This window comes from Streptomyces tagetis (assembly GCF_018069565.1).
In the GTDB taxonomy this organism is placed as follows: Bacteria; Actinomycetota; Actinomycetes; order Streptomycetales; family Streptomycetaceae; genus Streptomyces; species Streptomyces tagetis.
In genome coordinates this window covers 1-20339 of sequence record NZ_JAGPNL010000003.1, presented here as the reverse complement: position 1 = coordinate 20339, position 20339 = coordinate 1, and the positions used below count along the sequence as shown (strand labels likewise).

Below are 20339 nucleotides of genomic sequence, written 5' to 3'. Positions count from 1 at the left end.
CGCCCGGCAAGAGCGGCGAAACCGGTCTCCGGGATGATGATCCGGAAAAGTTGGCGCCCGAACGGCGGGTGGGACGGGGTAACGCGTCGATCTCTCGTATGGTTTGCGCCGTGGGATCTCTGCGCAATCCGGTCGGGCCGCTTCCCTCCTCCATCTACTGGCGACGGAGGGCCGTACTGCTGTCCGTGCTCGCCCTGTTGGCGCTGTTGATCACGTGGGCCGTGGTCTCCGGCGGCGACGGCGGCGGCAAGGGCCGCGAGGACACCGCCAACGGCAAGAACCCGGTGTCCTCGATCACCCCCGGCCCCTCGGACTCCGGCCCGGCGATCAGTCAGGCGCCGGGCGGGCGGGACGAGTCGGGCGACGGGGACGGCAAGGGGCCGGGCTCCGGTGGCGGTTCGGGCGCGGAGGACGGTGACGGCTCCGGCGACGGACCGGATTCCGGCGACGGCGACTCCGCCTCGGGCTCCGGCGACTCGGGCACCGGCGGCGGCAAGGCGGTCGGCGTCGGCGCGGGCGACGTCCTGCCGGGCGGCTCGGACCTGCCGGACTGCGGTCCCGGCGCGGTCCGGCTGAGCCTGCGCAGCGTCCGCAACACCTACACGCCCGACCAGAAGCCCACCTTCGAGCTGACCGCCCGGAACTCCTCCGGCGCCGACTGCAAGGTCGACCTCGGCCCGAAGCACACGGTGCTGACGATCACCCCGGCCAGCGCCGACGACGTGTACTGGGCCTCCGACGACTGCCCGAAGGACGGCGGCAGCCGCCGCTACAAGGTGGCCGCCCACAGCGCCATCACCCACACGGTGACGTGGGACCGCAAGCCCAGCGCCTCCGGGTGCGGCACGCCGCCGGCCGGTTCGGCGAAGCCGGGGACGTACCTGGTGGAGGCGAAGGCCCCGGGCCGGGAGAAGGTGCGCACGTCCTTCGTGCTGGAGGCCGACTGAAGGGCCGGGGGGCCGACTGACGGACGGGGGCCGACTGACGGCCGGGGGCCGCCGCGCGGCCCCCGTGACGTGCGTCAGACGTAGCGTTCCAGGATGGAGGACTCCGCCAGGCGGGAGAGTCCCTCGCGGACGCTGCGGGCGCGGGCCTCGCCGACGCCGTCCACCGTCTGGAGGTCGTCGACGCTGGCGGCGAGCAGCTTCTGCAGTCCGCCGAAGTGCTCCACCAGCCGGTCGATGATCGCGCCGGGCAGCCGGGGGACCTTCGCCAGCAGCCGGAAGCCGCGCGGCGAGACCGCCGAGTCGAGCGTCTCGGGCGAGCCGGTGTACCCCAACGCGCGGGCCACCGTGGACAGTTCGAGCAGCTCGGCGTGGCTGAGCTTGTCCAGCTCGGTCAGCGCCTCCTCCACGGTGCGCGAGCGCTTGGCGGTCGGCTCGGGCACGTAGTCCCTGACCACCAGCTCGCGTTCCGGTTCGACGCCGGCGATCAGCTCGTCGAGCTGGAGGGCGAGCAGGCGGCCGTCGGTGCCCAGCTCCACCACGTACTCGGCGATCTCCGTGGCGATGCGGCGGACCATCTCCAGGCGCTGGGAGACCGCCGAGACGTCCCGGACGGTCACCAGGTCCTCGATCTCCAGCGCGGAGAGCGTGCCCGCGACCTCGTCGAGGCGCAGCTTGTACCGCTCCAGGGTCGCCAGGGCCTGGTTGGCCCGGGACAGGATCGCCGCGGAGTCCTCCAGGACGCGGCGCTGCCCGTCCACGTAGAGGGCGATGAGCCGCATGGACTGGGAGACGGAGACGACGGGGAAGCCGACCTGCTTGCTGACCCGGTCCGCCGTGCGGTGCCGGGTGCCCGTCTCCTCCGTGGGGATCGTCGGGTCCGGGACGAGCTGGACGCCCGCGCGCAGGATCTTCGACAGGTCCGAGGAGAGCACGATGCCGCCGTCGAGCTTGCACAGCTCGCGCAGCCGGGTCGCGGTGAACTCCACGTCCAGCACGAAACCGCCCGTGCACATGACCTCGACGGTCTTGTCCGAGCCGAGCACGATCAGACCGCCCGTGTTGCCGCGCAGGACCCGCTCCAGGCCGTCACGCAGGGCCGTTCCGGGTGCGACGGCGCTCAGCGAGGCGCGCATCAGGCCCTCCGCGCCGGCGCTCTGGCCGGACTTTCCGGGAGCCGCTGCCCGGTCGTTGGCTGCCACTGCACTCCTCCGGTCGCAGGTACTTCAGGCGCTCCCGCATCGCACACTCGGTTCGTACGGACGGGCGAGACCAGGGCAAAGTCTACCGGCGGTCCTCCGCCTCCCGTGGGGCCTCTCGCCGACGGGACCGCGGCATGACCCGCAGCGCGTCCCCTATGTCCGCCACTTCCAGAACCTTCATGCCCTCGGGGACCCGGCCCGGATCGCCCGGTACGAGGGCGTGGGTGAAGCCCAGCCGGTGCGCCTCGGCCAGCCGGCGCTGGACGCCGGTGACGCGTCTCACCTCCCCGGCGAGCCCGACCTCGCCGATGGCGACCAGGTTCTTCGGGAGCGGGACGTCGCTCGCGGCGCTGGCGAGGGCGAGCGCGATGGCGAGGTCGGCGGCCGGCTCGGAGAGCTTCACCCCGCCGACCGTGGCGGAGTAGATGTCCCGCTTGCCGAGGGCGCTGATGCGTCCGCGCTGCTCCAGGACGGCCAGCATCATCGAGACGCGGGAGGTCTCCAGGCCGGAGGTGGTCCGGCGCGGGGAGGGGATCTGGGAGTCGACGGTGAGCGCCTGCACCTCGGCCACCAGCGGGCGGCGGCCCTCCAGGGTGACGGTGAGACAGGTGCCGGGCACCGGCTCGGCGCGGCGGGTGAGGAAGAGGCCGCTGGGGTCGGCGAGGCCGGTGATGCCCTCGTCGTGCAACTCGAAGCAGCCGACCTCGTCGGTGGTGCCGTAGCGGTTCTTCACGCCGCGGACCAGGCGGAGGCGGGCGTGCCGGTCGCCCTCGAAGTGCAGGACGACGTCGACCAGGTGCTCCAGGAGGCGGGGGCCGGCGATCGCGCCGTCCTTGGTGACGTGGCCCACGAGCAGGGTGGACATGCCGCGGTCCTTGGAGGCGCGGATCAGGGCGCCGGCCACCTCCCGGACCTGGGCCATGCCGCCGGGGGCGCCGTCGATCTCGGGGGAGGCGACCGTCTGCACCGAGTCCAGGATCAGCAGGGAGGGCTTGACCGCGTCCAGGTGGCCGAGGACGGCGGAGAGGTCGGTCTCGGCGGCCAGGTAGAGGTGGTCGTCGATGGCGTGGATGCGGTCGGCGCGCAGCCGGACCTGGCTCGCGGACTCCTCGCCGGTGACATAGAGGGTGCGGTGCTCGTCACTGGCCGACTTGGCCGCGACGTCCAGCAGGAGCGTGGACTTGCCGACGCCGGGCTCGCCGGCGACGAGGACCACGGCGCCGGGCACCAGTCCGCCGCCGAGCACCCGGTCCAGCTCGGGCACGCCGGTGGTGCGGGCGGTGGCCTGCCGGCCGTCGACCTGGCCGATGGGGAGGGCGGAGGTGGTCACGCGCCCCGGGGCGGTGGTGCGGACGGCGGGCGTGCCGTACTCCTCGACCGTGCCCCACGCCTGGCATTCGGGGCAGCGGCCGAGCCACTTGGCCGTCTGCCAGCCGCACTCGGTGCAGCGGTAGGACGGACGGTCCTTGGTGGTCTTCGTACGGGCAGCCATGCACGAACCGTAACCGCCGCCACCGACAATCGGACCCGCGCGGTCGGGCCGCCTCGAACCCGGCCGGAGCCCGGCGGCGTGCTCCGGTGCGCGCGGAGGCCGTAGGGCGTGCGGGCGGACGTGTGCGCCGGTACGCCCCTGGTGGCGAGGTGACGGCGGGCCCGGTGGCGGGGTGCCGGTCCGGTGCTCGTGGCGTGGTCAGGAGGGCCGACCGCCCGGATTTCGCCACCTCACCCCGTGATCCGGCCACGGAATATCAGCTTCCTGTCCCCTTATGAGGGATCGTTTCACCCGTACGGATTAAATGTGCGCAACGTGTCGGAACGGGCCCCCCATAGCCCCCTACGGTCGCCGGGTGATGAGGAGCAGTCCGGAGACCACCAGCCGCACGACCGGCGCACACCGGGCGCACAGGGAGGCGCGCGACCGCGCCGTGGTGCGCACCCCGGCACAGCGGCCACCCGCGCGCCACGACGCGTACCTGGACGGCCTGTTCACCTACTGCCTCTCCGTCCTCTGCGACCACGACGGAGCCACCGCGGCTCTGGCCGACGTCCTCGCGCTCGCCGAGCGCCGCGCCCACCGCGCCCCCGACGCCGCCGGGGACCGCCGCGCCTGGCTGTACGCGCTGGCCCGCTGGGCCTGCCTGCGCCGCCTGGCCGAGGCCCGCCGGCACCGCCGGGACGGCCTCGGCGCGGGCCGCTCCCGCGGCGGCCGGCGGTGCGGATCGCGCTCCGCGGCCGGCCCCCACCACGCCTACGCGGCCGGCCCCGACCCCGCCGACGAGGGGGACGAGGAGGACCGCCGGCGCCGCCGCGAACTCTCCCGGCTGGCCTGGCCGGAGGCGGCCGGCACCACCCCGGAGCAGCGCGAGGCGCTCGAACTGGCCGTGCGCCACCGTCTCGCCGCCCACGAGGTCGCCGCCGTCCTCGGCATGGGCCTGGCCCCCGCCCGTGAACTGCTCGCCTCCGCCGCCTGCGAGGTCGAACGCACCCGCGCGGCCCTCGCCGTCGTCGAGACCGGCGCCTGCCCCGGCGTCGCCCGGCTCACCGGCGAGAACCGCCTCGTGCTCAGCGCCGCCCTCCGCCGCGAACTGGTCCGCCACGTCGACGACTGCCCCCGCTGCCGCCGCACCGCCGAGCGCGCCATCCCCGGACGCTGGCCCGGCACCGCCGTCACCCCCGCCGAACTGCCCGTGCTGGAGGCCCCGCGCACCGCCCTGCACCTGGTGATGGCCCACCTGCCGCGCGCCCGCGGCGCCGCCCCGCGCTTCGACCGGCGCGGTTTCCCGATGGACCCCAAGGACCACGCCGCCCGGCGCGACCGGCTGCGCGCGCGGGCCGTCACGACGACCGTCGTCGCCACCGTGGTCGCCGCGCCCATGCTCGCCCTGTGGGCCGCGCACCGGGGCGGACCGGAGGGCGGGGCCGACGGCCACCCGCCCACCGCCGGGAAGGAGCACGGCCCCGACGTCCCCGACGGCGCCCCGGACGGCACCGGCTACGAGAACGCCGGCAACGCCAGCACCACCCCCGGCCCCGGTTTCGACGAGGCCGGCGGCTCCGACGTCTCGGTGGAGGTCGTCAGCGTCACCGGCGCCGGCGAGAGCGGCACCGGCCGGCTCACGGTCGCCGCCGGCACCGACGGCGACACCACGCTGATCACTCTCACCGCCGCCGGGGACGCCCCGGTGAGCTGGTCCGTCTCCACCACCGCCCCCTGGCTCTACGTGAGCCGCGCCTTCGGCACCCTCGCGCCCGGCGAGACCCTCACCGTCAAGGTCTTCGTCGACCACCTGCGCGAGCCGTCCGGCCCCTGGAGGGCACGGGTGGCCGTCGCCCCGGCCGGCGCGGTCGTCACCATCTCCGGCCACGGCACGGCGCCCGCCCCGACCCGCCCGGCCCCGCGCCCCAGCACGCCCGGCACCCCGCCGCCCCCGGGCACCTCCCGCCCGGACCCGTCCCCGACGCACTCCAAGACCCCGGACCCGACGCCGACCGACGGCCCGGGGACCACGTCCCCCGATCCGGACCCCACGCCCACCGAGCCGCCCCCGACCGGCGGCACCTCGCAGCCGCCGCCCGTCGAGAGCGGCGACCCGAGCCCCTCCGCCTCGTAGCCCGCAGGCCCGGGGCCGCCGCGGCGAGGGGGGCCCGGTCAGGGCCTCAGGATCAGGGCGCCTCAGTACGCCTCAGTACGACTCAGTACGCCTCAGGGCGCCGGGTCCGCCGGGTGCGGGGCCAGCAGCGGGAGCTGGGAGGCGAGGCGCTCCTCGCACAGCCCGGCCAGCCGGTCGTAGCCCGCCTTGCCCATCAGCTCGACCAGCTCCGCCCGGTAGGAGACGTACACCGGCTCGCCCGCGCCGTGCGCCGAGGTCGCCGAGGTGCACCACCAGTGCAGGTCGTGCCCGCCCGGACCCCAGCCGCGCCGGTCGTACTCGCCGATCGACACCTGGAGCACCCGCGTGTCGTCCGGCCGGTCGATCCACTCGTAGGTGCGCCGCACCGGGAGCTGCCAGCACACGTCCGGCTTGGTCTCCAGCGGCTCCCGGCCCTCCCGCAGCGCCAGGATGTGCAGCGAGCAGCCCGCGCCCCCGGCGAAACCGGGCCGGTTCTGGAAGATGCACGAGCCCTGGTACGGGCGGGTCTGCCGGGAGCCCTCGTCGTCCTCGGAGACCCAGCCGTCGCGGGTGCCCTCGGCGTGGTGCTGCCAGATGTCCGGCGTGAGCCGCGCCACGTGCCCCGCGACCCGCTTCTCGTCGTCCTCGTCGGAGAAGTGGGCCCCCAGCGAGCAGCACCCGTCGTCCGCGCGGCCGGCCTGGATGCCCTGGCAGCCGGAGGCGAAGATGCAGGACCAGCGCGAGGTCAGCCAGGTCAGATCGCAGCGGAAGACCTGCTCGTCGTCGGCCGGGTCCGGGAACTCCACCCACGCGCGCGCGAAGTCGAGGCCCTGCTCGTCGCCGGCCACGGCGGCGGCGTCCGCCGCCGAGGAACCCAGGGGCATCCCGTACCGTCCGTCCTTCTTGCTCTTCTTGTCCTTCTTGGTCGACTTTTCGTCCTTCGCCTTTTTCGTCTTTGGCACGGCTCCAGGGTAAGACGCCCCGCCGCCGGGCAGGCACCGCCTCCCGTGCCGCCCCGCCGCCGGGCGCGGCGTACCGGGCGGGCCCCGGCGGCAGTAGCGTTTCCCCCATGAGACTCGGTGTCCTCGACGTGGGCTCGAACACGGTGCACCTGCTGGTGGTGGACGCGCACCCCGGAGCGCGCCCGCTGCCCGCGCACTCGCACAAGGCCGACCTGCGGCTGGCCCAGCTCCTCGACGACGACGGCGCGATCGGCCCCGACGGCGTCGACCGGCTGATCGCCGTGGTGCGCGAGGCGCTGCGGGCCGCCGAGGACCAGGGCGTCGAGGAGCTGCTCGCCTTCGCCACCTCCGCCGTGCGCGACGCGGCCAACGCCGACGACGTCCTCGCCCGGGTGCGCGAGGAGACCGGCGTCGAGCCCGCCGTCCTCAGCGGCGCCGACGAGGCCCGCCTCACCTTCCTCGCCGTCCGCCGCTGGTTCGGCTGGTCCGCGGGCACGCTGCTCGTCCTCGACATCGGCGGCGGCTCCCTGGAGATCGCCCACGGCATCGACGAGGAGCCCGACGCCGCCGTGTCGCTGCCGCTCGGCGCCGGCCGGCTGACCGCCGCCCACCTGCCCGGCGACCCGCCCCGGCCGGACGACGTCCGCGCGCTGCGCCGCCACGTCCGTACGGAGATCGCCCGCACGGTCGGCGACTTCAGCCGCCTCGGCGCCCCCGACCACGTGGTCGCCACCTCCAAGACCTTCCGGCAACTGGCCCGCCTGGCCGGCGCCGCCCGCTCCGCCGAGGGCCTCTACGTCCAGCGCGAGCTGAAGCGGGTCTCCCTGGAGAGCTGGGTGCCCCGGCTGGCCGCCATGACCGCGGCCGAGCGCGCCGAGCTGCCCGGCGTCTCCGAGGGCCGGGCCGCCCAGCTCCTCGCCGGGGCGCTGGTCGCCGAGGCCGCGATGGACCTGTTCCGGGTGGAGAACCTGGAGGTCTGCCCGTGGGCCCTGCGCGAGGGCGTGATCCTGCGCCGCCTGGACCACATGGGGCGCGGGTAGGCCACCCGGGGGAGGCGGCCGGGCCCACGGGGGGCCGACGCCCCCGCTATGGCGATGACCACAACGGCCCGCGGCCACCCCGCACCCGCCCGAGCCGACCCGTAACCTGGCCCTCGTGGCAGAACCAAGGGACGTCGTCCGCATCCCGGACGCGAAGGTCGCCCTGTCGACGGCTTCCGTCTACCCGGAGTCGACGGCGACGGCCTTCGAGATCGCCGCGCGCCTCGGCTACGACGGGGTCGAGGTCATGGTGTGGACCGACCCCGTCAGCCAGGACATCGACGCGCTGCGCCGGCTCAGCGACTACCACCGGATGCCGATCCTGGCCGTGCACGCCCCCTGCCTGCTGATCACCCAGCGCGTCTGGTCCACCGACCCCTGGGTCAAGCTCCAGCGCGCCCGCGCCGCCGCCGAGAAGCTCGGCGCGAGCACCGTCGTCGTGCACCCGCCCTTCCGCTGGCAGCGCCAGTACGCGCGCGACTTCGTCGACGGCGTCTGGCGCATGGCCGGGGAGACCGACGTCCGCTTCGCCGTGGAGAACATGTACCCCTGGCGCTACCGCGACCGCGAGATGCTCGCCTACGCGCCCGACTGGGACGTGACGAAGGAGGACTACCGCCACTTCACGATCGACCTCAGTCACGCGGCCACCGCCCGCGCCGACACCCTCGGCATGGTCGCGCGCATGGGCGACCGGCTCGGCCACGTCCACCTCGCCGACGGCCGGGGCTCGGCCAAGGACGAGCACCTGGTCCCCGGCCGCGGCACCCAGCCCTGCGCCGAGGTGCTGGAGCACCTGGCCCGCACCGGCTTCGACGGCCACGTGGTCGTCGAGGTCAACACCCGCCGCGCCATGTCCGGCGCCGAACGCGAGTCCGACCTCGCGGAGGCCCTGGCCTTCACCCGGCTGCACCTGGCCGCGGCGTCGAAGGCCGGCCGCCGGTGACCGCCGCCCCCGGCGGGACGCCCGCCCGGCGCCGCGGCCGGCCCCCGCGCACCGAGTCCGCCGGCACCCGGGACCGTATCCTCGCCGCGGCCCGCGAGGAGTTCTCCGCACGCGGCTACGAGCGGACCTCCGTCCGTGCCGTGGCCAAGGCCGCCGGTGTCGACCCGGCCCTCGTGCACCACTACTTCGGCACCAAGGAGCAGGTCTTCGCGGCGGCCGTCGAGGTCGCCTTCGCCCCCGCCCTGGACGCCCCCCGCGGGATCGCCGACGGCCCCCTCGACCGGATCGGCGAGCGGCTGACCCGCTTCTTCCTCGGCATCTGGGAGAACCCGGTCACCCGCGCCCCGCTGCTCGCCATCCTCCGCTCCGCCCTGGACCACGAGACGGCCGCCGCCGTCCTCCGCCGCCTCGTCGGCGCCCAGGTGCTGCGCCGCGTCGCCGACCAGCTCGACCTGCCGGACGCGGAACTCCGCGCCGAACTGGCCGCCGCCCAGCTCGTGGGCTGCGCCTTCCTCCGGTACGTGATCAAGGTGGAGCCGCTGGCCTCGGCGGACCTGGAGGCGCTCGTCGCCCGTCTGGCGCCGGTCGTGCAGGGCCACCTCACCGCGCCCTGAAGGGGGTCGTCCGGGGCCCGTGGCAGGCCCGTCCGACATCTCCTCGTACGAGACGTGCGTCCCGAATCGCGGACACCCTGTCCCGGTACCTGGAAGTCCGGCGTACGCTCGACGGCAGTCACAACTCTCCGAAGGAGCGAGCGGCGATGCCCGAGCTGAGGTCCCGCACAGTCACCCACGGCCGCAACATGGCGGGCGCACGCGCCCTGATGCGCGCCTCCGGTGTACCGGGCGCGGACATCGGGCGCAAGCCCGTCATCGCGGTCGCCAACAGCTTCACCGAGTTCGTGCCCGGCCACACCCACCTCGCGCCGGTCGGCCGGATCGTCAGCGAGGCGGTGACCGCCGCGGGCGGCATCCCCCGCGAGTTCAACACCATCGCCGTCGACGACGGCATCGCCATGGGCCACGGCGGCATGCTGTACAGCCTGCCCTCCCGCGACCTGATCGCGGACAGCGTGGAGTACATGGTCGAGGCGCACCGCGCCGACGCCCTGATCTGCATCTCCAACTGCGACAAGATCACCCCGGGCATGCTCAACGCCGCGCTGCGGCTGAACATCCCCGCGGTCTTCGTCTCCGGCGGTCCGATGGAGGCCGGCCGCACCACCCTGGTCGACGGCACGGTCCGCACCCTGGACCTGATCGACGCCATGGTGGAGGCGGCCAACGACAAGGTCTCCGACGCCGACGTGCTGCGCATCGAGGAGAACGCCTGCCCGACCTGCGGCAGTTGTTCCGGCATGTTCACCGCCAACTCGATGAACTGCCTCACCGAGGCCATCGGCCTCTCCCTGCCCGGCAACGGCTCGGTCCTCGCCACCCACACCGCCCGCAAGGCCCTCTACGAGGACGCGGCGCGCACCGTCATGGACATCACGCGCCGCTACTACGAGCAGGACGACGAGTCGGTCCTGCCCCGCAGCGTCGCCACCTTCCAGGCGTTCGAGAACGCCATGGCGCTCGACATCGCCATGGGCGGCTCGACCAACACGATCCTGCACCTGCTGGCCGCCGCGCAGGAGGGCGAGGTGCCCTTCGGCCTCACCGAGATCGACGCCCTCTCGCGCCGCGTGCCCTGCCTCGCCAAGGTCGCGCCGAACGTGGGGAAGAACCGCACGTACTACATGGAGGACGTGCACCGCGCCGGCGGCATCCCCGCCCTCCTCGGCGAACTGCACCGCGCCGGACTGCTCAACGAGGACGTGCACGCCGTGCACAGCCCCTCCCTCGCCGACTGGCTGAAGACCTGGGACATCCGCGGCGGTTCCCCGTCCCCGGAGGCGGTCGAGCTGTGGCACGCGGCCCCCGGCTGCGTCCGCTCCGCCGAGGCGTTCTCCCAGTCCGAGCGGTGGGACTCCCTGGACGAGGACGCCGAGGGCGGCTGCATCCGCTCCGCCGAGCACGCCTACTCCGCGGACGGCGGCCTCGCGGTGCTCCGCGGCAACCTCGCCGTCGACGGCTGCGTGGTCAAGACGGCCGGCGTCGACGAGTCGATCTGGACCTTCGAGGGGCCCGCGGTCGTCTGCGAGTCGCAGGACGAGGCCGTCGAGAAGATCCTCACCAAGCAGGTCACCGAGGGCGACGTCGTCGTCATCCGCTACGAGGGCCCCAAGGGCGGCCCCGGCATGCAGGAGATGCTCTACCCGACCTCGTACCTGAAGAGCCGCGGCCTCGGCAAGGCGTGCGCGCTCATCACCGACGGCCGCTTCTCCGGCGGCACCTCGGGCCTGTCCATCGGCCACGCCTCGCCCGAGGCGGCCTCCGGGGGCACCATCGCCCTGGTCGAGGACGGCGACCGCATCCGCATCGACATCCCGAACCGCTCCGTCGAGCTGCTCGTGGACGACGCCGAGCTGGCCCGCCGCGCCGACGCCCTGAACGGCGCGTACGCCCCGCGCGACCGCGACCGCAAGGTCTCCGCCGCGCTGCGCGCCTACGCCGCCATGGCGACCAGCGCCGACCGGGGCGCCGTGCGCGACGTGAGCAAGCTGGGCTGAGCCCTTCCGGCACGCCCGAGGGCCGTCCCCCACCGCGCGGGGGCGGCCCTCCGGCGTGTCGGCCCGCGTGTCGGTGGGGCCGTGTGCCCGGCGCGCTACCAGGCGGCCGGGTCCCGGGCGTCCACGGCGAGGACGCTGCCGTCGGGGGCCCCGGAGAAGACGTGGCCGCCCGCGAGCACCGGCGGGGCCAGGTCGGCGGGGACCGTGTCGGAGGCCGTGCCGAGCCGGGGCGGGGTCTGGCCGAGCAGCCGTCCCGAGCCGGCGTCCACGCCGAGCAGCCGCCCGTCGGGGGCGGCGACGTACACGTGCCGGTCGTCGGCGACGGGCGCCGAACCTCGGCTCATGCCGGTCTCCAGGCTCCACCGCTGGACCCGGCCGGCGAGGTCGACGGCGCGCAGCGAGCCGCCGTCCCCCATGAGGTACACCCGGTCGCCGCGCACGGTGGCCTCGGCCTGCGCGAGCGGGACGGGCAGCGTGACGCGGAGCAGGTCGCCGGTGCCGGGGGTGTAGCGCAGCACGGCGCGGGTGTCGCCGTAGACCGGGTCGACGGCCAGCAGGCACAGGGAGCCGCCGGAGGTGCCGACGGGGCGCACCACACCGTCCATCTCGGTGTCCCACCGCACGGTGCCGGTGGCCGGGTCGACCGCGGTGACCCGGGTGCGCGTCCCGTCGTCGCCGGTGCTCGTCGCGTACGCCAGGCGGTCGCCGGGGAACGCCGCGAAGTACGGCGTCTGGTGGCCCGGGACCGGGCGCGTCCACCGGGGCTCGCCGGACGCGGTGTCCACGCCGGTGACCCGGCCGTCGGCGCCGGTGAGCAGCAGCATGCCGCCGGCCCGGCGCAGGCCCTGGTAGGCGGGCAGCTCCCCCTCCCGGGCGGTCGCGCCGGTGGCGGGGTCGAGCGACGTCAGGGTGGTGCCCTGCTGGACGGCGGGCTGGACGAGGCCGTCCGCGACCGACGGGGGCTGGCCGACGACCGTCCGCGCGACGGGGTGGCGCCAGAGCACCTTCCCGTCGGAGGGGGCGAGCGCGAAGACCAGTCCGGGCCGCGCGCACAGCAGCCGTCCGCCGCCGTACGAGCAGTGCGAGACGCCCGGTTCCTCGTCGGGTGCCGTCCGCCAGGTGCCGAAGGGGGACGCCGCGGCCTGCGGCACCGGTGCCCTCGGGTCCGTGCCCCGCGACGGCAGGACCAGGACGAGCGCCCCGGCCACGGCGACGCCGACCACACCGGCCCCGAGCGCGAAGCGGCGGGCGCGGCGGCGCGGGAGGTGGGGGCGGGGGGTGTCGGTGACGGCGTCGGTGGGGGTGGTGCGGGTGCCGGTGCCGGGCGTGTCGGGCTCCGTGGTGCAGGCCCCCGGCGTGTCGGTGCGCGGGGTGCCGGGCGTGTCGGGCGTGTCGCGCTCCGGACGGTCGTCCCCCGGCGTGTCGCCCTCCGCGACGCCCGGCGTGTCGGCCTCCGTACGGTGGCCCCCGGGCGTGTCCCCTTCCGGCATGCCGTCGGGGAGCGCCCCGGGCGTGTCCTGCGACGGGTCCCGGGGAGCCGTTGTGAACGCCTGGGTGTCGTACGACGCCGCCACCGTCCGCAGCCGCAGCATCAGCTCGTCCGGCGTGGGCCGCTCCTCCGGTTCCTTGGCCAGACAGCTCCGCACCAGCGGGGCGAGACTCTCCGGCAGTCCCGTCAGATCGGGCTCGTCGTGCACGACCTGGTACGCCACGACGTACGGGCTGTCCGAGTCGAAGGGGCCCCGGCCGGTCGCCGCGTGCACCAGCAGCGAACCGAGCGCGAAGACGTCCGCCGCCGGTCCCACCTCCCGGGGCCGGCGGAACTGCTCCGGCGCCATGAACGGCGGCGTGCCGATCAACTTCCCCGTCTCGGTGCGCAGTTCGCTGTCCTTCGGCCGGGAGATGCCGAAGTCGATGACCTTCGGACCGTCCTCGGCGAGCAGGACGTTGCCCGGCTTCAGATCCCGGTGGACCACCCCGACCCGGTGGATGTCCCGCAGCGCCTCGGCGAGCCCCGCCATCAGCCGGCGCAGCCGACCGTGCTCCAGGGGACCGTTCCGCTTCACCTCGTCCGCGAGGGTCGGGCCGGGGATGAACAAGGTGGCCATCCAGGGCCGTACCGCGTCCGGGTCGGCGTCCACGACCGGCGCCGTGAAGGCCCCGCTCACCCGCCGCGCCGCCGCGACCTCCTGCCGGAACCGGCCCCGGAACTCGGGGTCCCGCGCGTACCGGGCGTGCACGACCTTCACCGCGAGCCGCATCCCGGACGTACTGCGGGCCAGGTGCACGACCCCCATGCCACCGGAGCCCAGCCGGGCGTCGAGCCGGTAGTGGCCGGCGTATTCCGGATGTTCCGCTTCCGCACCCGGCCCGGCGTTCCGCTCTGGCGCCATGGGACCACCCCCGTGCCGTTCCTCACCGCGCGCGACGTTCGGAGCCTAATGGATCGCGCTCACGGCGCCGAGGCGGCCTGCCCGGCGTGCCCGTACGAAAGGCGAACATGTGTTTCAGGGCCCGCCGGGCGGGAATCAACGGGGCCCCATGGCTGTCATGGGGTGCAACGGGGGAGGTTTTCGCATGTCCGTGGACCAGTCCGCGCCCGTCGGGGGCGGCGAGGAGAAGGAGTCCGTCGCCACCGCGGCGGCGGCGCGCACGTACCCGGTCGCGCCGGGGTACCGGCTCAACGTCCGCAGCGGACCCGGCACCGGCTACGCCGTCGTCCGCGTCCTGCCCTTGGGCGCCCAGGTCTCGATCACCTGCCAGACGAACGGCACCACGGTGACCGGTCCCTACGGCACGTCGTCGCTCTGGAACCGCATAGGCAACGGCGAGTACGTCTCCGACACGTACGTCTACACCGGCAGCGACGGGTACGTCGCCCCGCCCTGCTCCTGAGCCGAGGCGCTCCGGGCCGGGCCCGTTCCGAGCCCGGCCCGGAGCGGGCGGGCCGCTTCCCGGCCCGCCCGGAGCCCGCCGCACCGCCCCGGCCATAATCGAGCCGTGAGCGACGAGAACGGTACGAACGGCACCCCGAGCACGGCCGAGGGCTCCGCCGCCCCGGCCGGACCCCGCCCCGAGCCGCTGCGCTTCTTCGGCACGAGCTGGGTGGACCACGGCCGGGGCTACGCCGTCCGCCGGGCCGGGCTCGCCGTCGGCGCGCTGCTCACGGCGGCCGTGGCCTGCCTGGTCCTGTTCATCGCCTACGAGGGCCTGCGGATCGCCGCCGTCAGCGGTTTCGTCACGGTGCTGATGGGCGTGATGTTCGCCATCTGCAGCGCCGTCGCCTTCCGGAACACCTGGACCGGCTTCTCCCGCCGCCCCGACCCCGACCGCCAGGCGTCCCTGCGCGGTCTGCTGAGCATCGGCTTCGTCGGCTCGCTCCTCGCCTACTCCCTGCGCTGTCTCACCGAGGCCCCCGGCGAGGCCCTGCACCGCGCCGAGTACGACCGCGCCCGCGACCTGTACGCACGCCGCACCACCCGCCGTTCCGGCAACCCCTCGAAGAAGAAGCGCCGGGGCCGCGCCTGACCCGGGCCGGCCCGGGGGAGGCCGGGCCGGCCCGGGGGAGGCCGGGCCCGCCCGGGGGAGGCCGGGCCGCACCGAGAAGCCCGGGGCCCGGTGCCCTGCCCAGGCGTACCGGCGTCCCGGTGTCCCGGCCGGTCCGGGAATCGCCTGCCCCGGTGTCCCGGCCGGTCCAGGGAACCCCCTTGCCCCCGCGTCCCGGCCGGTCCCGGGAACCGCCCGCCCCGGGCCGTACACACCCCACCCTTCGGCCGTCACCATGGCCGTATGACGACCTCGCCCGACCCCGCCGCCACCCCCGACCCCGCCTCCGCCCTCGCCGCCACCCCCGCGACTTCGCCCACCCGGGCCCCCCGCGCCGTCCGCGCCCGCTCCTTCGACGCCGCCGCGGACCGGTACGCCGCCGCCCGCCCCTCCTATCCGCCCGCGCTGCTCGACGCGGTCGAGGAGTTGGCGGGCCGCCCCCTCGCAGGCGCCCGGGTCGCGGACGTCGGCGCCGGTACGGGGATCGCCACCGCCCTGCTGCACGCGCGCGGCGCCCGTGTGATCGGGGTCGAGCCGGGCGATGGCATGGCCGCCCGGTTCCGCCGGGACCTGCCCGGCGTGCCCCTCGTACGCGGTGTCGGCGACGCCCTCCCCCTGGCCACCGGCTCCGCCGACCTGCTCACCTACGCCCAGTCCTGGCACTGGACCGACCCGGACCGTTCGGTCCCGGAGGCGCTGCGGGTGCTGCGTCCCGGCGGCGCGCTCGCGCTGTGGTGGAACACCGACCCCGGCGACGTGCCGTGGATCGCCGAGCAGGAACGGCGGATCGAGGCCCACTTCGGCGTCGAGGAGCCCGGCCTGCGCGGCGTCGAGGCCCGCCTCGCGGAGACGGCCCACCGCGTCGGCGGCACCCGGCGCACCGTCCGCTGGAGCCGGCGCGTCCCCCTCGACACCCATCTGGCCAACCTCGCCAGCCACTCCCTCTTCCTCACCCGGGACGAGGAGCGGGGCGCCGCCTTCCTCGCCGAGGAGCGGCGGCACCTGCGGGCCGTCTTCCCGGAGGGGGTCGTGGAGGAGACGTACGACGTCGTCCTGCTCGTGGCGACCACGCCCCGGGACGCTTGACGGCGGCCGGTCACCGGAGGAGTATTCATCACGTGATGAATTATTCTCCCCAGCCCCCCGAGGGCCCGGCGGACCCGGCCGCGCCGGACGGCCCGGCCACCCCCACCTCGGCCGGCGCCGAACCCGCCGAGGCGCCCGTCCCCGCCGAACCCGCCCTCCGCGCCGAGGACCTCACCGTCGTCCGGGGCGGCCGGACCGTCCTGCGCGCCCTCGGTTTCACCGTCCCGCGCGGCCAGGTCACCGGCCTCCTCGGCCCCTCGGGCTGCGGGAAGTCCACCCTCATGCGCGCCGTCGCCGGCACCCAGGCCAAGGTCACCGGCACCCTGGAGGTCCTCGGACTGCCCGCCGGCAACCCGGCCCTGCGCACCCGCGTCGGCTACGTCACCCAGGCCCCGTCCGTCTTCGACGACCTGAGCGTGCGCCAGAACCTCGACTACTTCGCCGCGATCCTCGAACCCGGCCGCACCGCCGCCGCACGCCGCCGCGAGCACGTCACCCGGGCCATCGCCGACGTCGACCTCACCGACCACGCCGACGCCCTGGCCGGCCGGCTCTCCGGCGGCCAGCGCAGCCGCGTCTCCCTCGCCGTCGCCCTGCTCGGCGCCCCCGACCTCCTGGTCCTCGACGAACCGACGGTCGGCCTCGACCCCGTCCTCCGCCGCGACCTGTGGAACCTCTTCCACTCCCTCGCCGCCGAGCGCGGCACCACCCTCCTCGTCTCCTCCCACGTCATGGACGAGGCCGAGCGCTGCCACCGCCTCCTGCTGATGCGCGAGGGCCGGCTCCTCGCCGACGACACGCCCGACGCCCTGCGCGCCCGCACCGGCACCGACACCGTCGAGGACGCCTTCCTGCGCCTCGTCGACGAGGCCGACCGCACGAAGGAGAGCACGCGATGACCACCCAGGCCCCGGCCCCGGCGGCGCCCCGGCCCGCCCCCGTACGCCCCCTGAACCTCTCCCGCACCACCGCCACCGCGGGCCGCGTGCTGCGCCAGCTCGCCCACGACCCGCGCACCATCGCGCTGATGCTCCTCGTGCCCTGCGTGATGCTCTTCCTGCTGCGCTACGTCTTCGACGGCAGCCCGCGCACCTTCGACACCATCGGCGCCTCGCTCCTCGGCATCTTCCCGCTGATCACGATGTTCCTGGTCACCTCCATCGCCACGCTGCGCGAGCGCACCTCCGGCACCCTGGAACGCCTCCTCGCCATGCCGCTCGGCAAGGGCGACCTCATCGCCGGATACGCCCTCGCCTTCGGCGCCCTCGCCGTCGTCCAGTCCGCCCTGGCCACCGGACTCGCCCTCTGGTTCCTCGACCTGGACGTCACCGGCAGCCCCTGGCTGCTCCTCCTCGTGGCCCTGCTCGACGCCCTCCTCGGCACGGCGCTCGGCCTCTTCGTCTCGGCCTTCGCGGCCTCGGAGTTCCAGGCGGTCCAGTTCATGCCGGCGGTGATCTTCCCCCAGCTCCTGCTCTGTGGCCTCTTCACCCCGCGCGACCGCATGCACCCGGCCCTGGAGGCCGTCTCCGACGTCCTGCCCATGTCGTACGCCGTCGACGGCATGAACGAGGTCCTGCGCCACCCCGACCTGACCGGCGTCTTCGTCCGCGACGTCCTGACCGTGGCCGGCTGCGCCCTGCTGGTGCTCGCCCTCGGCGCCGTGACCCTCCGCCGCCGCACGGCCTGACCGGCCCGCCCCGCCACAGCCCTGCCCGACGGGCGCCCGCCCCCGCCGTTCCGCCGCTCACCACCCGCCGCACCCGCGTCCCGCCCACCGGACGCGGGCGCCCGGTCCGGCCGCCCGGTGCGAGGATGAACACGGACGACGCAACCCTCGGAGGGGCACCGCAGCCATGACCCAGAAAGTCGCAGTCCTCGGCACCGGCAAGATCGGTGAAGCCCTGCTCAGCGGGATGATCGGTTCCGGCTGGTCCCCGGACGACCTCCTCGTCACCGCCCGCCGCCCGGAACGGGCCGAGGAACTCCGTGCCCGCCACGGGGTCACCCCGGTCACCAACGCCGAGGCCGCCAAGCACGCCGACACCCTCATCCTCACGGTCAAACCGCAGGACATGGGCACCCTCCTCGACGAACTCGCCCCGCACATCCCCGCCGAACGGCTGGTCATCAGCGGCGCGGCCGGCATCCCCACCGCCTTCTTCGAGGAACGCCTCGCCCCCGGCACCCCCGTGGTCCGTGTCATGACGAACACCCCGGCCCTCGTCGACGAGGCCATGTCCGTCATCTCCGCCGGCACCCACGCCACCGCCGCCCACCTCGCCCACACCGAGGAGATCTTCGGCGCCGTCGGCAAGACCCTGCGCGTCCCCGAGTCCCAGCAGGACGCCTGCACCGCCCTCTCCGGCTCGGGCCCGGCGTACTTCTTCTACCTGGTCGAGGCCATGACCGACGCGGGCATCCTGCTCGGCCTGCCCCGCGACAAGGCCCACGACCTGATCGTCCAGTCCGCGATCGGCGCCGCCAAGATGCTCCGCGACAGCGGGGAGCACCCCGTCCGGCTCCGCGAGAACGTCACCTCCCCGGCCGGCACCACCATCAACGCCATCCGCGAACTGGAGAACCACGGCGTCCGCGCCGCCCTCATCGCCGCCCTGGAGGCCGCCCGCGACCGCAGCCGCGAGCTGGCCTCCGGCACCAAGGACTGACCCCGGCCGGGGCCCGCCCCCTCCCTCAGCCCGCCCGGACCACGGCGGGACCGGAGGCCGTCCGGGCCCCGCCACCGTCGTCGTCCGTAAGCGGCGGCAGCAGCCCGATCGCCCGGTACGCGGCGTCCACGGTGGGCCGGGCCATCGCCCGCGCCCGCTCCGCGCCCCGGCGCAGCACCTCGTCCACCCGCCCGGGGTCCGCGCACAGCTCCCGGTGCCGCTCCCGCACCGGCCGCAGCGCCTCGATCACCACCTCCGCGGTGTCCTTCTTCAGCGCGCCGTACGAGGTGTACCCGCCGGCCAGACGCACCGGATCACCGCCCGTGCAGGCGGCCAGGATCTCCAGCAGGTTGGCCGGACCGGGCCGCGCCTGCGGATCGTGGACGATGTCGCGCCCGCTGTCGGTCACCGCCCGCATCACCTTGCGCCGCACCACGTCCGGTTCGTCGAGCAGATAGACGATGCCGGGCCCCACGTCGTCGCTCTTGCCCATCTTCGACGCCGGGTCCTGGAGGTTCATCACCCGCGCCGCGACCGCCGGACGCGTGGCCCGGGGCACGGTGAAGGTGTGCCCGTACCGCTGGTTGAACCGCACGGCCAGGTCTCGGGTCAGCTCCACGTGCTGCGCCTGGTCGTCACCGACCGGCACCTCGTCGGCGGCGTACGCCAGGATGTCGGCGGCCATCAGCACGGGGTACGTCAGCAGCGACAGCCGTACGCTCCCGCCCCGCTCCCGTTCCCGGGCGGCCTTCTCCCGGTACTGGATCATGCGCCGCATCTCCCCGTCGGTCGCCACGCACTCCAGTACGTACGAGAGCCGGGCGTGCTCGTCGACGTGGCTCTGCACGAACACCGTGCACACCTCGGGGTCCAGCCCCGTGGCCAGCAGCAGGGACGCCGCCTGCCGGCTCAGTCTGCGCACCCGCGCCGGATCGTGGTCGACGGTCAGCGCGTGCAGGTCGACCACGCAGAATAGCGCGTCCGCCCGGTGCTGGTCCTCGGCGGCCCACCGCCGCATCGCGCCCAGGTAGTTGCCGAGCGTCAGGTGCCCGGTCGGCTTGATCCCGCTGAAGATCCTCGTCATCTCTCCGCCTCTCGGCCGGGGCCGCCGCCGTCCGCCGGCCGCCCCGGCCCCGTAGGAGGGGAGATACGAGAAACGGCCGCCGGGAGCGGCGGCCGTCGAAGTGCGTACGTGAGCGTGGCCGCCGTCAGGCGGCCCACCAGAACTGGCTGTACGTACGCGTCGTCACGTCCGCCAGCCTACGCCGCCGAGGGCCGCCCGGCCCGGAGTTGACACACCCCGGGCCCACCCGTACTGTTCTCCGAGTTGTCCGACGTGAGCACCGACCGAGTCGGTCCCCGGACAGCGATTCCACGAGCACCACCCACTCTTCGGCGAACACCGCTTGTCGGCGTCGTCGTCGCAATGGCGTGCGTATTCATGGAATGAGGAATCCACGTTCGAAAGGACGCGGCCCCCGATTAGCTCGGGAGTCGGGAATCCGCTAGAGTCTCACCTCGTCGGAACGGCCCAACAGCCGCGATGACACCCCCTCCTGACGGGGAATCGGCGCCGAAAGGGTCTGATAGAGTCGGGATCGCCGGAAAGGGAAACGCGAAAGCGGGAACCTGGAAAGCACCGAGGAAATCGGGTCGGGAAGATCTGATAGAGTCGGAAACGCAAGACCGAAGGGAAAGCGCCCGGAGGAAAGCCGGAGACAG

The 20339-nt window shown here is 74.8% G+C and carries 17 protein-coding genes; 12 read left to right on the top strand and 5 right to left on the bottom strand.

From position 1 onward, the window contains the following. Positions 1-110 precede the first annotated feature (110 nt). A complete protein-coding gene (locus tag J5Y05_RS12170; protein ID WP_210871522.1) occupies positions 111-947 on the top strand; it encodes a hypothetical protein in 837 nt (278 codons plus the stop codon). 74 nt (positions 948-1021) lie between these two features. Here J5Y05_RS12170 and disA read toward each other — a convergent pair whose 3' ends face one another. Next, positions 1022-2146, bottom strand: a complete 1125-nt coding sequence (gene disA / locus J5Y05_RS12165) for a DNA integrity scanning diadenylate cyclase DisA (protein ID WP_030421973.1) — start codon at positions 2144-2146, stop codon at positions 1022-1024. A gap of 82 nt (positions 2147-2228) precedes the next feature. Continuing rightward, positions 2229-3638, bottom strand: coding sequence for a DNA repair protein RadA (gene radA / locus J5Y05_RS12160; protein ID WP_210871520.1), 1410 nt, complete (start codon positions 3636-3638; stop codon positions 2229-2231). 355 nt (positions 3639-3993) lie between these two features. On the opposite strand from radA, the gene J5Y05_RS12155 reads away from it, so the two are divergent. Continuing rightward, entirely contained in the window at positions 3994-5757 is a 1764-nt protein-coding gene (locus tag J5Y05_RS12155) for a BACON domain-containing protein (RefSeq protein ID WP_443742826.1), read from the top strand. A gap of 92 nt (positions 5758-5849) precedes the next feature. Here J5Y05_RS12155 and J5Y05_RS12150 read toward each other — a convergent pair whose 3' ends face one another. Further along, entirely contained in the window at positions 5850-6719 is an 870-nt protein-coding gene (locus J5Y05_RS12150; RefSeq protein ID WP_210871516.1) for a DUF3109 family protein, read from the bottom strand. Between the two features lie 107 nt (positions 6720-6826). Between J5Y05_RS12150 and J5Y05_RS12145 the strand changes: the two genes are divergently transcribed. The 4 genes from J5Y05_RS12145 (at position 6827) to ilvD (ending at position 11319) form a co-directional block, all read left to right on the top strand. Further along, a complete protein-coding gene (locus J5Y05_RS12145) occupies positions 6827-7759 on the top strand; it encodes a Ppx/GppA family phosphatase (RefSeq protein WP_210871513.1) in 933 nt (310 codons plus the stop codon). 115 nt (positions 7760-7874) lie between these two features. Continuing rightward, positions 7875-8705, top strand: a complete 831-nt coding sequence (locus J5Y05_RS12140) for a sugar phosphate isomerase/epimerase family protein (protein ID WP_210871511.1) — start codon at positions 7875-7877, stop codon at positions 8703-8705. Next, positions 8702-9319, top strand: a complete 618-nt coding sequence (locus J5Y05_RS12135; RefSeq protein WP_210871509.1) for a TetR/AcrR family transcriptional regulator — start codon at positions 8702-8704, stop codon at positions 9317-9319. The genes J5Y05_RS12140 and J5Y05_RS12135 overlap by 4 nt, the downstream gene beginning before the upstream one ends. Positions 9320-9465: 146 nt before the next feature. Continuing rightward, entirely contained in the window at positions 9466-11319 is a 1854-nt protein-coding gene (ilvD, locus tag J5Y05_RS12130; protein ID WP_210871507.1) for a dihydroxy-acid dehydratase, read from the top strand. 95 nt (positions 11320-11414) lie between these two features. Here ilvD and J5Y05_RS12125 read toward each other — a convergent pair whose 3' ends face one another. Continuing rightward, positions 11415-13712, bottom strand: coding sequence for a serine/threonine-protein kinase (locus J5Y05_RS12125; RefSeq protein WP_210871505.1), 2298 nt, complete (start codon positions 13710-13712; stop codon positions 11415-11417). Between the two features lie 184 nt (positions 13713-13896). Here J5Y05_RS12125 and J5Y05_RS12120 point away from each other — a divergent pair, with 184 nt between their 5' ends. The 6 genes from J5Y05_RS12120 (at position 13897) to proC (ending at position 18617) form a co-directional block, all read left to right on the top strand. Further along, positions 13897-14214, top strand: coding sequence for an SH3 domain-containing protein (locus J5Y05_RS12120; RefSeq protein ID WP_210871503.1), 318 nt, complete (start codon positions 13897-13899; stop codon positions 14212-14214). Between the two features lie 105 nt (positions 14215-14319). Then, the gene (locus tag J5Y05_RS12115) at positions 14320-14847 is read left to right on the top strand and encodes an EamA/RhaT family transporter (protein WP_210871501.1); all 528 of its coding nucleotides are present in this window, start codon (positions 14320-14322) and stop codon (positions 14845-14847) included. A 261-nt stretch (positions 14848-15108) separates the two neighbouring features. Next, positions 15109-15951, top strand: a complete 843-nt coding sequence (locus tag J5Y05_RS12110) for a class I SAM-dependent methyltransferase (RefSeq protein WP_210871499.1) — start codon at positions 15109-15111, stop codon at positions 15949-15951. A 32-nt stretch (positions 15952-15983) separates the two neighbouring features. Further along, on the top strand, positions 15984-16850 hold the full coding sequence (locus J5Y05_RS12105; RefSeq protein ID WP_372450482.1) for an ABC transporter ATP-binding protein: 867 nt from the start codon (positions 15984-15986) through the stop codon (positions 16848-16850). Beyond that, positions 16847-17638: an ABC transporter permease gene (locus tag J5Y05_RS12100; protein WP_210871495.1), complete on the top strand. Its 792-nt coding sequence runs from the start codon at positions 16847-16849 to the stop codon at positions 17636-17638. The genes J5Y05_RS12105 and J5Y05_RS12100 overlap by 4 nt, the downstream gene beginning before the upstream one ends. Positions 17639-17804: 166 nt before the next feature. Further along, positions 17805-18617 (top strand): pyrroline-5-carboxylate reductase, encoded by an 813-nt coding sequence (gene proC / locus J5Y05_RS12095; RefSeq protein ID WP_210871493.1) that lies wholly within the window; start codon positions 17805-17807, stop codon positions 18615-18617. 25 nt (positions 18618-18642) lie between these two features. Here the strand turns inward: proC and trpS are convergent, their stop codons facing one another. After that, positions 18643-19701, bottom strand: coding sequence for a tryptophan--tRNA ligase (trpS, locus tag J5Y05_RS12090; protein ID WP_210871492.1), 1059 nt, complete (start codon positions 19699-19701; stop codon positions 18643-18645). Positions 19702-20339 lie beyond the last annotated feature (638 nt).

Bases quoted from the DNA above. Each gene is read 5' to 3' on its own strand.
- radA (WP_210871520.1), bottom strand. From the start codon at position 3,638: ATGGCTGCCCGTACGAAGACCACCAAGGACCGTCCGTCCTACCGCTGC.
- J5Y05_RS12145 (WP_210871513.1), top strand. From the start codon at position 6,827: ATGAGACTCGGTGTCCTCGACGTGGGCTCGAACACGGTGCACCTGCTG.
- ilvD (WP_210871507.1), top strand. From the start codon at position 9,466: ATGCCCGAGCTGAGGTCCCGCACAGTCACCCACGGCCGCAACATGGCG.
- J5Y05_RS12125 (WP_210871505.1), bottom strand. From the start codon at position 13,712: ATGGCGCCAGAGCGGAACGCCGGGCCGGGTGCGGAAGCGGAACATCCG.
- J5Y05_RS12120 (WP_210871503.1), top strand. From the start codon at position 13,897: ATGTCCGTGGACCAGTCCGCGCCCGTCGGGGGCGGCGAGGAGAAGGAG.
- J5Y05_RS12110 (WP_210871499.1), top strand. From the start codon at position 15,109: ATGACGACCTCGCCCGACCCCGCCGCCACCCCCGACCCCGCCTCCGCC.
- J5Y05_RS12100 (WP_210871495.1), top strand. From the start codon at position 16,847: ATGACCACCCAGGCCCCGGCCCCGGCGGCGCCCCGGCCCGCCCCCGTA.
- proC (WP_210871493.1), top strand. From the start codon at position 17,805: ATGACCCAGAAAGTCGCAGTCCTCGGCACCGGCAAGATCGGTGAAGCC.
- trpS (WP_210871492.1), bottom strand. From the start codon at position 19,701: ATGACGAGGATCTTCAGCGGGATCAAGCCGACCGGGCACCTGACGCTC.